The following is a 12994-nucleotide window of genomic DNA, read 5'->3' as shown; positions in this document are numbered from 1 at the left end:
GCACGTGGCGAGACGCCAGGGGGAGGCGGTGCGCACGCGCCGGTCCGGCGGGATTCGCCGCATGTTCGTGGCGGCGGGTGTGCTGGCGCTGGCGGTCACACTCTTGTCCGGATGTACACGAATTGTTCACGGTCGCGCGGTTTCCATCTACGACGACCCTTTCAAGGTGGCCGGTCTGCCCACCACCAGCGGACCCAGCGGCCCGCGCGCGGGCGCCCCGGACGCGATGCTCACCGCGCAGGACTCCGACGGCGGTCAGGTCGACCATCTGGTGCTCAACGCGCTCGACGACATCCAGACCTATTGGCAGGGCGAGTTCCCGCTGGAGTTCGGCGGCACCTTCACTCCGGTCGGCAAGTTCATCTCGTGGAGCGCCAAGACGCCGCGCTCGCAGGCCGGGCAGTTCTGCGGGGAGTCCAGCTACCGGCTGGTCAATGCCGCCTACTGCCGGCTGGACGGATCGGTCGGCTGGGATCGCGGGGTACTGCTGCCCGCGGTGGCCGACGAGTTCGGGAAGATGTCGGTGGTGATGGTGTTGGCCCACGAGTACGGGCACGCCATCCAGGAGATGGCCAAGCTCGTCGGCCGCCGCACCCCGACCATCGTCAAGGAGCAGCAGGCCGACTGCTTCGCGGGCGCGTTCATCCGGAATGTGGCCGAGGGCAAGTCCAAGCACTTCACCATCAACACCTCCGACGGGTTGAACGCGGTGCTGGCCGCCACCGTCGCCTTCCGGGACGCGGATCCCGACGATCCGCAGAATGTGCACGGTTCGGCGTTCGAGCGGGTGACCGCGGTGCAGATCGGTTTCACCGACGGACCCAAGGGCTGTAAGGCCATCGACCAGAACGAGATCGACCGCCGCCGCGGCGATCTGCCGCAGACGCTGAACAACGACTCCGGCCACGGCCAGTCCGAGGTGAACAAGGCCAATCTGCAGGAACTGTCCAAGGCGATGGCCGCCATCATGCCGATCCCGGACGAGCCCAAATACAACTACGACTCGGCGAAACTGAACTGCCGCAACGGCGCCGACACCGTTCCGGTCACCTACTGCCCCGCCACCAACCTGATCGGCACCGACGTGCCCGCGCTGCACGATCGCGGCGTCTCCAACGCCGACGACCAGGATGCCCTGCCCGCCGATGTGACCGGCGATTTCACCGCGTACATCGTGTTCATCTCGCGCTACACCCTGGCCGTGCAGCATGCCGCGGGGCTGCCGCTGACGGGCGCGAAGACCGGCCTGCGCGCGGCCTGTCTGTCGGGCGTGATCTCCGGAAAGCTGGCCGACCCCAATCGCGGCAAGTCCCAGGGCGATATCGCGCTGTCGGCGGGCGATCTCGACGAGGCGGTCTCCGGTCTGCTCTCCGACGGCCTGGCCGCCAGCGACACCGACGGCAAGACCGTGCCCAGCGGATTCTCCCGCGTGGACGCCTTCCGCGCGGGTGTCCTGGGCACCCAGGACACCTGCTACTCGCGCTACACATAGAGCTCCCCCGCCGCCCCGGGCCTGTTGCGGACGGCTGGGTGCCGCGGGCGGTTGTGCGCCCGTGCCGGCGGTTGGGTGGCGAACCGATTTCGGACGTACCGGGTGAGTTACCCGGACGGTGCGAAATCACTTGTCACGTCTGATTCGAAAGACCGGTACTCGAAGGCTGTCGGTGCGACCGGCTCCGGGCGGGGTACCCGGTTGAGACCATCACCCGAAGGGCGGAGGCGCCACCGGCTCCAGGCGCAGCACCCGGTTGCCGAGCATGATCTCGGTGCCGGGAGCCAGGGTGAACGGCTGATTCGGTTGCAGCCGAATCCAATCCCGGTAGCCCGGCGGGCGGACCCGGGTGCCGTTGGTGGAGCCGTGGTCGACGATGGTGATATCCCAGTTCACCAGGCGGATCTCGGCGTGCACGCGGGACATGCCGCCGGAGTTGTCGTCGATCCGCAAGGGCAGCAGGCCCGCTCGCACCGGATCGGAGTGCTCGGGGTCGCGGCCGACCACGGCGTCGGCGGCCACCATGTAGGTCATGCCGTCGTCGAGCACCAGCATGCCCAGCGGCGGCCGGATCACCTCGGCCGGCGGCTGGGTCTGATCCACCGGCATACCGCACACGGTGCAGAAGGCCGCGCGCGGATCGCTGGGATGCGCACGCGCGCACTTGAATCCGAGCACCTTCACGGTGAGCGCGGTGGCCTTGGCGGTGGCCTCCAGGCGGCGCTGCAGATCCGGATCGGGTTTGGGCGCGGGGTTGGTGCCGCTCGCCTCCCCCGCCCGGCCCATCTCGGTGGGCGCGCGGTGCAGGTCGATGCCCTCGGTGTCCGGATCCGCCGCGACGGGTGCCGGCTCCGGATCCAGGCTCGCCGGAATGCGATTGGAGGTGCGCGTGGGAATCAGGTTGGGGTCCAGCGAAATCGCTTCCGGCTCCGGGTGCCGTTCGGCGTCGAAGGCCGCGGTGGGCGGTGGCGGTTCCACGACCCGGTGCCGGATTCCGGCCGGCGGCGCCGGGCGTCGCGGCACCACCGGCTCGCCCTCGAACCACACCACCGCGCCGGTCGCGGGCGCGAGTCCCTCGACGAGGGAACCGATTCCGCGTCCGGGCAGCTCCGGCGGCCGGTGCCGGTTGTCGTCGATGAACAGGGCGGCGGCCCGCGCCGGCCGCTCGGCCACCCGGTCCACGGTGAAGGCGGCGTCGCTGCCGCGGTAGTACTCGACCCCGGATCCGGCGAGCAGCGCCGTCACCGATCCGTGCAGGAAGATCGCCAGGCCGCCGGTGTCGGCGCCGGTCAGGATGCCGAACTCGAGGGGCTCGCCGGGCGAGATGTGCTCGGCCTCCCGCATCAGCCAGCGGGTGGCGTGCCGCGCGACCAGCCGCCCCGGCCCGTCCGGGGCCTGATCGGTAGCGTCGGCGACCAGTTCGCTCAACGCCCGCGCCGCCATCACCGCCCGTGATTCGGGCCTCGGCGCCCCCGGCTCCCGATGCGCCACCAGGATGACAGCGCCCGCCACCCGGCTCAGCACATGGTCGCCCGCGACCACCTCGACCTGCCGATCCATCAAGGGAACCGGCCCCCGAGGAGTACGCGGCAGGGGTTGTTCAACACAGCACCAGGTTACGTCCCGCCTCGGGACCACTCGGTCGCCGATCCCGTCTATTCGACTGACGAGTCTTCGTATGCCAAAGTGACCAGTGATCCAGTACCGACGGGGGTGACTCGCCGGGTACGTCCGAAATCGGTTCGGCACCGAGCCGCCGGCACAGGTGCAGTGCGGCCCACGGCTCCCAGCCGCCCGCTGAAGTCCCGGGGAGGCGGCTTGTTGAGTCCCGGCACCATCGTCGGTGGCTACCGGATTGTTCGGGTCCTCGGATCCGGTGGCATGGGCACGGTCTATCTGGCCAAGCATCCCGAACTGCCGCGCATGGACGCGCTCAAGGTGCTCTCCTCCGACCTGACCCGCAACGAGGAGTTCCGGGGGCGCTTCGAACGCGAGGCGAATGTGGTTGCGGGCATGGACCACCCGAATATCGTCTCGGTCCACAATCGCGGCGAGGAGAGCGGCCAGCTGTGGATCGCCATGCAGTACGTCGAAGGCACCGACGCCTCGGCCGAGCTCAAGCGTGACCCGGCAGCGGTGCCGCCGCTGCGCGCGCTGTCCATCGTCACCCAGATCGGCCGCGGCCTGGACTACGCGCACCGCCGCGGCCTGCTGCACCGCGATGTGAAGCCCGCCAACTTCCTGCTCTCCAGCGTCGACGGCGAGGACGAGCGCGCCCTGCTCGCCGACTTCGGCGTCGCCAAGTCCACCGAGGACACCACCGAGCTCACCCAGACCGGCAGCTTCGTGGCGACCATCGCCTACGCTCCGCCGGAGCAGCTCTCGGGCCGGCCGCTGGACCACCGCGCCGACATCTACAGCCTGGGCTGCTCCTTCTTCAAGCTGCTGACCGGCCGGAACCCTTATCCCGCAACGCAACCGGCGCTGGTCATGATGGGCCACCTGCACGAGCCGCCGCCGCGCGCCACCGACGTCAACCCGCATCTGCCCGCGACACTGGACGAGATCTTCGCCCGGGTCATGGCGAAGAACCCGGCCGAGCGCTACAACTCCTGCCGCGAGTTCACCGAGGCCGCCACGGCCGCACTGGTTCCCGGCTACAACCCGGTGTCCACCACCACCTCGCCGACCTATCCGATCGAGGTCGCGCCGCCGGGTAGCATGCTGCTACCCGGCGGCGGCACCCAGGGCGGCATCCCGGTGTCCGCCTCCGAGCCCACCGAGACCGGCGAGACCCCGCGCAACCGCAACCGGCTCTACATCGGAATCGGCGCGGCGGTGGTGGCGGTCGCGCTGGCCGTGGGCATCGGGATCGTGGCCACCGGTGGCCACGATCCCAAAACCGCCACAACGACTTCCAGCACCGCTGCCGCAACGCCGACCTCGGTGGATCCGAATCTGAGCCCGGTGGACAAGGCGCGCAAGGACAATCCCGTTTTCGCGGGCAAGACCGTCACCATGGTCGACGTGACCGGCGCCCAGTTCAACACCAAATACAGCATCTACCTGGCCGGTACGCCGCAGGCGAAGTTCCTGGAGAGCCTCGGTTTCGTCTACAACGCCGAGTACCAGCCCAAGGGCGACGAGACCTCGCCCCGACCCTCCGACGGCTACGGATCGCTGACCGTGCCCGACAATTCGTACATCATCGCGGTACGCAGCGATGAGAAGGCCGGTGGCGGCGGGCTGCTCGGCCTGCCGAACGAGATCACCAGCTCGCGCGCGGTCGTCATTCCGCTCGACGATGCGGCCGCGGTGGCCGCGTTGCGCGGCTGGACCCCGGATTCGTCGCAGACGCTGGTCGACAAGCTGGTTCCGGTGCTGCACACCAGAATCAAGTAGGGTAGCGACCGACAGTTCGTTTTCCGGGGGGATCATGCGCAAGCTCGCACGCGCGATCGTGTCCGTGGCGGCCGCCGTGGCGGTGGCGGGCACCGCCGCCTGCGGATCCGACGCCGCACCCGGACCGGTCGAGCCCGTCGAACCCGCCGTCGACCTGTCCAAGCTGGTCACCGGCAATCTCGACACCAAGCCCGCGACCTACGGCAGGGCCGTCGATCTGGACCAGGCCAAGGCGCTCGAGATGGAACGGCTGGCCAACTACCTGCCGCTGCCCTCGGAGATCGAGCCCGAGGTGAAATACCCTGCCAATCCCTATGATTCGGCCGTGCGACCCTTCGTGGACTTCGGCTCCGCCGCGATGGTGCAGGCGGCCCGCAAGCTGTGGTCCGCGATCCTGGATCCCGCCTATCCGAGTCGGGTCGACGCGCCGCCGAAGGTTCCCGACACGCGCTGCGGAGAGGCGCCTGCCGTCAACGTCGACGGCTATAGCGGCAGCGACGTGAAACGGTATCGCCGCGCGATCCGCTACCGCCGCCATGTGGCGACGGTCGACTCCGACCAGTTCACCGACGTGTATCAGCGCGCGGCCGCCCAGTACGCGCTCATGGCGAACAGCATGTGGTAACCGCTAGGGTGTTGCCCGATTGTTTGCTGATGGAGGGGGAAGCATGCGCACGGTGAGACGGGCGGCCGTGGCCGTCGCCCTGACGTTATCGGTGGCACTGACGGCCGCCTGCGGCTCGGATACCGAATCGGCTCCGGCGACGCCCGCCGAACCGGTGATCGACCTGAGCAAGCTCGATACCGGCAATCTGCCCACCCAGCCAAAGCACTACGACAAGGCAGACAACCCCGACCTTGCGCGGGTCGTGCAGGCCGAACGGCTGGCCAACTACATTCCGCTGCCGTCCGAGGTCAATCCGCAGGTCAGATACCCCGCGGCCGCGATGAACGGCGCCATCCGTCCATTCATCGACTTCGGCTCGAGCGCCATGAAGATGCGCGTGAACGCCAAGTCCGATGTCCTGAAGACGGCGGCGCCGGGCTTCATTTCAGGGTTCGTCACCACCGGCAACTCCGACGCAAAAAATACCCTCGCCTACGAGTACTCGAACGTCGTGCTGCTGTTCTCCGACGACGCTGCGGCGAAAGCCGCCGCCCAGGCCCTCGGCCAGGCCGACTTCGACGCCGTCGCAGGCAGTCAGCGCCTGCGGATTGACAAGTACCCGGACGCGTTCGTCTACCTCGACACCCAGTACGACTACAACGCCACCGTCCGATCCTGGTATGCCACAGGCAGATTCGTGCTCTTCACCTACGTCTGGGACGGTGTGATGGCACAGACCGGGGTCAGCGATCCGGCAAAACTCACCGCCCGGGCGCAGCTCGGCCTCGACGTGATCCCACCCACGCTCGCCAAGATCCCGCTGGTTCCGCAGGACCAACTGACCCAGCAGCCCATCGACATGGACGGCGTCCTCGGGCGCACCCTGCCGACCGTGGTCGACGATCAGTCCGAGCGCGGCATTCCCGGCGTCTACGACCGGCACGGCGGACTTCAACTCTTCCCCGGCGACGACAACGCGGCACTGTTCGACAAGGCGGGCGTCGACCGGGTGGCGTTCAACGGCGGCACCGTCTTCCGCGCCCGCGACGCCACGGGCGCCGACGCGATCATCGCGGCGCGCAGCGAGACCTCACGCACCTTCCGACCCGCCGACTCTCCCGCCGATCTGCCGAATGCCAAGTGCCGCAAGTACACCGGCCCCCAGAAGTTCGCGATCCTCCACTACTGCTACGTCACCCACGGGCGCTTCGCCGCCGAGGTGTCGGCGAATCAGCTCCTCGACGCCCAGCAGCGCATCTCGGCGCAGTACGCCCTGCTGGTCAACGCGGACAAGTAAGGGAGAAGGGAAAACCATGCTCTCGCACAGACTTCGGGTGGCCGCCCTGCTCGCACTGACCGCCGCCATGGCGACGGGGTGCGGCGCCACCGTCCAGGGCAGCACGCACCCCGGGGAAATCGATGTCCGCACACTGGATGTCGGAACGTATTCCACCGATCCGCTGGAGATGCGCTACGAGTACTACCCCGACATGTCAAAGGGTTTCGAACTGGCCGAGCAGCGGCTGGCCGACCACGTGGTCAACGCCGCGGACGTCGACCCGGAATTCAAGTACAGCACCGGTGTTCATGCCTTCAAGGATTCCGACGGAGCCACCACCGTCCTGGCCAAGGTCACCGCGCCGATCCTCGATACCGCCAAGCTGATGTTCGGTGTCGCGGTGGGGCACAGTGTGAAACAGCCGGACGCGTTCGGCAAGACGCCCGACGACAGCCCGTTCACCACGGTGACGGTGATGCAGTTCCCCGATGCCGCGACGGCGTCGAAGGCGGCCGTGGACCTGGAGAACGCCGATTTCGGGGTGGCGGCCGATGTGAATCAGCACGTGTCGCTGTCGAAATACCCCGACGCCCACAGCCATTGGCGGCCCGGTGTCGCCAGCATCGGGTCGACCCTGGCGCACGGCAATTATGTCGTGGACACCTATCTCGGGGTGCGCGATCCGGACCTGTCGAAATTGACGGCCCTGGCCGAGAAGGTCTACGACGCCCAAGTGCCCCTGTTGGATTCGCTGCCGCCGCTGGACCGCGAGGGCGTCCTGCGGCTGCCCTTCGACGCGGACGGAATGCTGCGCAGGACCCTCGCGACGCAGGTCTATTTCGCGCCCGACTTCACCAATCAGGCCGTCGCTGAGCCGCGCGGATTCCTGAATCGGGTGAGCGACCAGGATTTCTGGCGTGGGGCGGTCACCGACAGCGGGATGGATCGCTTCGCCACCTCCGGGGCGTCGTACGACGGCATCAGCATGCTCTTCCGAACGCGGGACGCGCAGGCGGCCGAGCGCTTGTCCGCGGCCGTGCTCGAGCGCGGTTATTCCGGCGTCGCGGACGCGCCCCCCGGGGTTCCGAACGCGAAGTGCGGGCAGACCTCCGACAAGAACCGGAGCATTGGCGCCAAGCGCTTCCGGTGCATGGTCAGCTACCGCCGCTACACGGCCGCGGTGGAGTCGAATCAGCTCGCGGACGCTCACCAGCGGGCGGCCGCCCAGTACGCCCTGCTGGCGAACAGCACCTGGTAGTCGGTTTGTGCGCTGCTCTCACCGGGAACCGGCGGGCCATGACCTACGTCCAATTGCACTGAGAGGTCGTCCCGCCCGCGAAACGAGAGGAGGCACCGTGGCCGGTGCATTCGAAGCCAGTAATGAGCTCATCCAGGCCAAGGCGCAGGAGTTCCAGCAGACCCACGACATGCTGATGCATGCCATCGCCGATCTCAAGCGCGATGAGGACACCATGGTCGCCGGCGCGAACTGGCGGGGCGGCGCCGCCGATGCCTTCAATGCGTTCATGCAGCGGTACTACTTCCAGGCCGACAAGCTCAACGACAAGCTGATGCACACCACCGAGACCCTGATCAAGGTCGGCTCCCACTACGAAGAGCACGACAAGGATTACGAATCCAAGGTCGACGCGCAGATCTCGAGCCTGGACCTCCCGGCTGTCTAGCCGATTCGGCTCCCCCCGCTATTCGGACCTGTGGCAAAGGAATTCACCATGGCAGCAGTAGACGGCCAGATCATCTCCGCCCATTTCGAAGGCGTCGCCGACGGCGCGAATTCGATCATCCGCCGCGCGGAGGCCATCCGCGACCAGCTCGAGGCCTTCCACCGGAATGTGGAGGACTTCGTGCAGAACCACTGGAAGGGCGACGCCAACGACGCGTTCGCCGACCTCCAGCGCCGGTGGAACCAGCACGTCCTCCAGCTCAACACCACCCTCAACGGCGCGGCCACCCTGGTCCGCACCGGCAACGCCGAACTCCAGGCCAAGGACACCGCCCTCGCCGGTCTGTTCTGACAGCGACCAGAGTTCATCGAGCGGGCCCCGGCGAAAATGCCGGGGCCGCTTCGTTTCCATGCCCCGGCCTCAGGGTTCCGCGGTCGAAGCCCAGGCGGTTTGGATCAGTTCTTCGCCGGCGCGGGTGCCATAGGTGCCCCGGCCCGGGCGCATGGGGGCGGGGCGGGTATTCCCGAAGAGAATGCCCTCGTCGCGGCTGCAGCTCATGAGCAGGGAGGCGGAGTTCAGCTCCTTCAAGCGGTTGAGGGTGGCCTCGTACATGGCTCGGCCCGCGCCGCCGGAGCGGCGGGCCAGGATGAGGTGGAAGCCGAGGTCGCGGGCGTGGGCCAGGTGGTCGACCAAGGCGTGCAGCGGGTTTCCGCCGGCATTGGCGACCAGGTCGTAGTCGTCGACGACGACATAGAGTTCGGGGCCCTGCCACCAGGAGCGGTCCTTGAGCTGCTGCGGCGTCACGTCGGGGCCGGGCATGCGCTGGGTGACGTAGGCGGCCAGGTCCGCCATGTTCTGGGTGAACTGCGGCGCGGTGGTGCCGTACCCGGCGAGATAGCCCTGCGGCACGGTGCCGAGCATGGTGCGCCGGTAGTCGCCCATGATGACGCGCGCCTGATCGGGCGTATTGGACGCGCAGATGGACTGCACCAGTGAACGCAGCAAGGTGGTCTTGCCGCACTCGGAATCACCGATGACGACGAAGTGCTGACTCGCCGCCAGATCCAGATATACCGGGCCCAGCCCGGATTCGTTGATGCCGAGAGGAAAGCGCAGGCACGCCCGGGTGCGATCCACCTCGGTCGGCCAGTCCCCCGCCAGCCGCAGCAGCTCGGCGCGCGGCAGACGCGCGGGCAGCATGCGCACCGCTGGTGCGGGACGTCCCGGCGTGAACTGGGCGATGACCGAAACAGCCTGGGCTACGCCGATTCCCAGCGTCGCCGGATCCGATTCGCCGTCGACGCGCGGCAGTGCCGCCAGCATGTGCAGCCCGTCGGCGGTCATGCCGCGGCCCGGGCGGCCCATGGGCACCAGCGCCGCGAACTTGCGCCCCAGATCGGAGTCCATGGGGTCGCCCAGCCGCAGTTCGACGCGGGTGCCGATCTGGTCCTTGAGCGCGGGTCGCGCCTCGGCCCAGCGGTTCAGCGACAGGACCACGTGCACGCCGTACGAAAGTCCCTGCACCGCAAGGTTCATGACGGTCTGATCCAGCAGTTCGAACTCCTGCCGGAACGCGCCGTACCCGTCGATCACCAGGAACACGTCGCCGAACGGATCCTCGTGCACACCCGCGGCGGTCGGACCGCTCCCCGGGTCGGTGGCACGGATGCGCCGGAACTCGGCCATGGACTCCACGCCGAGCCGCCGGAAGGTGGCCTCGCGGCGGCGCACGATGCCGACCATCTCGGCCACGGTGCGCCGCACCTTGTCCTCCTCCATGCGGCTGGCGACCACGCCCACGTGCGGCAGTCCCTCCAGGCCGACCAGGGTGCCGCCACCGAAATCCAGCAGGTAGAACTGCGCCTGTTCGGCGGTGTGCGTCAGGGACATCGCCATGACCAGCGCGCGCAATGCGGTCGATTTACCCGATTGCGGGCCGCCGACGACCGCCGCATTGCCACGCGATCCCGACAGATCCACCACCATCGGGTCGCGGCGCTGATCGTAGGGCCGGTCGACGATGCCGACGGGGGCACGCAGGGCCGCGACGGGAGTCCAGTCACCGGTGAGGATCGACCGCGGCAGCAGTTCGTCCAGCGTGGGCGCCGCACCGAGCGGTGGCAGCCAGATCTCATGGGCCGGACGGCCGTACCCGAGTACCCGCGACACCAGCGTCTGCAGGTGGGAGATCTGCTCGGCGTCGGCGGGAGTCATCACCGGCTCTACCGGTTCGGGCAGCGGAATCCGGTCGGCGGGACGGAAATCCACGTATCCAGCGGTGAACGGTCGTACGGTCACATCACTCTCGCCGGATCGGGTGAACACCGCGGCGTCACTCTGTGACCGGCCGCCGACGTAGGGACCGGAAACATAGGCGGACTGGAACCGCTGAATCTCCCCGGAATCGGACTTCAGATAACCGCCGCCGGGATTGTTGGGCAGGTTGTAGGCGTCCGGTACCCCCAGCACCTGCCGAGATTCATTGGCGGAGAACGTCTTCAATCCGATCCGATAGGACAGATGGCTCTCCAGCCCCTTGAGCCGCCCCTCCTCCAGCCGCTGAGAGGCCAGCAGCAGATGCACGTGCAGTGATCGACCGAGACGACCGATCATCGTGAACAGTTCGGCGAAATCCGGGTGCTGCGAGAGCAATTCGGTGAACTCGTCGAGCACCACGAACAACGCGGGCATGGGATCCAGGTCCGCGCCCGCGGCCCGTGCCTTCTCGTATTCGGAGACATTGGCGAAATTGCCCGCCGCGCGCAGCAGCTCCTGGCGGCGGTTCATCTCGCCGGCCAGCGCGTCGCGCATGCGGTCGACCAGGTCGGCCTCCTGCTCGAGGTTGGTGATGATGGCCGCGACATGCGCCACCCCCTCCAGCCCGAGGAAGGTCGCGCCGCCCTTGAAGTCCACCAGCACGAAGTTGAGCTGTTCGGGCGAATGCGTCGCGATGAGCGAGAGCACCAGTGTCCGAAGGAATTCCGACTTGCCGGAGCCGGTCGCGCCGATGCAGAGCCCGTGCGGACCCATGCCGCCCTCGGCCGCCTCCTTGATATCGAGCACCACCGGCAGCCCGTCGGCCCCGATACCGAACGGCACCCGCAGCCGCTCCCGGCCGTAGCGCGGTTTCCACGCGGTCTCGGGGGTGAAGACGCCGATATCGCCCAGGCCCAGCAGCTGGGCCCAGCTGGAGATGACCTCACCGTCCTCGCCGGTCGCCTCGGCCGTGCGCGAGCCGGCGGCCCGGAAGGGCGCGAGCCGGCGCGCGGCCTGTTCGGCCCCGCGGGCGGTGACGCGGTCGATGACGGCGAAGCGCTCCAAACCCCCGGAGGCGCCGCGCCCGGCGCACTCGCCGTTCTCGACCACCAGCTGAATGCCCCGGGAGGCGGCCGGCCGGGGCGCGTAGCCGCACAGGTCGATGACCGTCACGCCCTCGAAGCCGTGCTCCCGCAGGGGATCTTCCCCGGTCTCGAGCAGTCCGCCGTCCACCACCAGCACGATCTGGGTCAGGCCCGGGTTGGGCGGCTGATTGCGGGAGTACCGGGTCCGGTTGTGCAGCAGGGGATTCAGATCGGCGTGCGCCTCACGGATGGAGCCGTACACCATGCGCCCGCTGCCGACGCCGTCCTGGGATTCGGGGTGCTGGGTGTGGGGCAGCCATTTGGTCCATTCCCATTCGCGGGCGGTGTCCGGTCCGCAGACCACGGCGATCAGCACCTGGTCCGGCGCTTGGAACATGGCCAGCTGCAACAGCATTGCGCGGGCCATGTCGCGGGCCTGGATGCGGTCGCCGGTGAGCTGGACGGCGGCGAAGCCCTTGACGGCCAGGGCGGTGGGCAGATCGGGCACCGTGGAGTGGGTACGCACGAACCGCCGCAGCGAGACCGCGGCAATGGGTTCGAGGTCCTCGACGGGCCCAGTTTCCGGGGCGACCAGTCTCGTAGCAAGTCTCTGGCTACCGACCCCGATGCGGGCGTGACAGAAATCCTTGTCTCCCGGCCGGCGTTCCCACATCCGCGTGGTCCCCGCCAGCATCCAGATCAGCCCGGGCTCGGGATGACTCCACTCCACGGCCGCCCGCTGCTGCCCGGCCGTCTCCTCCACATCCCGCCGCACCTGATCCAGATAGCGCAGATAATCCTTGCGATCCTCATTGGCTTCGGCCGCCTGCTGCCCCTTGCCGCCCTGCCCCGCATACATCCCGACCATGGAGAACACCATCATCATCGGGAACATCAGGCTCATCGGATTGGACGCCGGGCCGTTGCCGGAGGTGATCATGAGCGCGACCATCCCGAGCATGCCCACGCCCATCACCACCGGCATGAGCCTGGTGAACAGATTGGCCGGAACCGACCGCGGGATCTCCGGCGGCGGCTGCAGGGTCACCTCGCCGCCGGGCGAGCGGGGCAGCTCCCGGCGCGAAGGGCGCTGGAACCGTACGGTGCTCATCGCAGAAAATCCCCCACGGATTCGGATCGAATTGCGGCCACAGTGTACGGACGGCAACCATCATGCCGTACAGTGCG

The 12994-nt window shown here is 68.3% G+C and carries 9 protein-coding genes; 7 read left to right on the top strand and 2 right to left on the bottom strand.

Going from position 1 to position 12994, the window contains the following annotated elements; translation table 11 throughout:
- The first annotated feature begins 61 nt into the window (after nt 1-61).
- Complete coding sequence (locus ON33_RS04675) at nt 62-1492, top strand: neutral zinc metallopeptidase (RefSeq protein WP_051151646.1); 1431 nt, start codon at nt 62-64, stop codon at nt 1490-1492.
- Between the two features lie 210 nt (nt 1493-1702).
- Here ON33_RS04675 and ON33_RS04670 read toward each other — a convergent pair whose 3' ends face one another.
- Entirely contained in the window at nt 1703-3052 is a 1350-nt protein-coding gene (locus ON33_RS04670; RefSeq protein ID WP_040855499.1) for an FHA domain-containing protein, read from the bottom strand.
- 258 nt (nt 3053-3310) lie between these two features.
- Between ON33_RS04670 and ON33_RS04665 the strand changes: the two genes are divergently transcribed.
- From ON33_RS04665 to ON33_RS04640, 6 genes are all read left to right on the top strand, one after another.
- On the top strand, nt 3311-4894 hold the full coding sequence (locus ON33_RS04665) for a serine/threonine-protein kinase (RefSeq protein WP_040855618.1): 1584 nt from the start codon (nt 3311-3313) through the stop codon (nt 4892-4894).
- Between the two features lie 34 nt (nt 4895-4928).
- Nucleotides 4929-5519 carry a DUF7373 family lipoprotein gene (locus ON33_RS04660; RefSeq protein ID WP_040855497.1) on the top strand — a complete coding sequence of 197 codons (591 nt, stop codon included), beginning with the start codon at nt 4929-4931 and terminating at the stop codon, nt 5517-5519.
- A 43-nt stretch (nt 5520-5562) separates the two neighbouring features.
- Complete coding sequence (locus ON33_RS04655) at nt 5563-6798, top strand: DUF7373 family lipoprotein (protein WP_040855496.1); 1236 nt, start codon at nt 5563-5565, stop codon at nt 6796-6798.
- 16 nt (nt 6799-6814) lie between these two features.
- Nucleotides 6815-8038, top strand: a complete 1224-nt coding sequence (locus ON33_RS40940) for a DUF7373 family lipoprotein (protein WP_157184410.1) — start codon at nt 6815-6817, stop codon at nt 8036-8038.
- Between the two features lie 97 nt (nt 8039-8135).
- Nucleotides 8136-8465, top strand: a complete 330-nt coding sequence (locus ON33_RS40935; RefSeq protein ID WP_040855493.1) for a WXG100 family type VII secretion target — start codon at nt 8136-8138, stop codon at nt 8463-8465.
- A 48-nt stretch (nt 8466-8513) separates the two neighbouring features.
- The gene (locus tag ON33_RS04640) at nt 8514-8816 is read left to right on the top strand and encodes a WXG100 family type VII secretion target (RefSeq protein WP_040855615.1); all 303 of its coding nucleotides are present in this window, start codon (nt 8514-8516) and stop codon (nt 8814-8816) included.
- A gap of 69 nt (nt 8817-8885) precedes the next feature.
- On the opposite strand, the gene ON33_RS04635 is transcribed toward ON33_RS04640, so the two are convergent.
- The gene (locus ON33_RS04635) at nt 8886-12917 is read right to left on the bottom strand and encodes a type VII secretion protein EccC (RefSeq protein ID WP_040855491.1); all 4032 of its coding nucleotides are present in this window, start codon (nt 12915-12917) and stop codon (nt 8886-8888) included.
- Nucleotides 12918-12994: the final 77 nt, after the last annotated feature.

Origin of the sequence: Nocardia niigatensis NBRC 100131, from assembly GCF_000308655.1 — a bacterium.
GTDB lineage: Bacteria > Actinomycetota > Actinomycetes > Mycobacteriales > Mycobacteriaceae > Nocardia > Nocardia niigatensis.
This window is presented reverse-complemented; position numbering and strand designations above follow the sequence as displayed.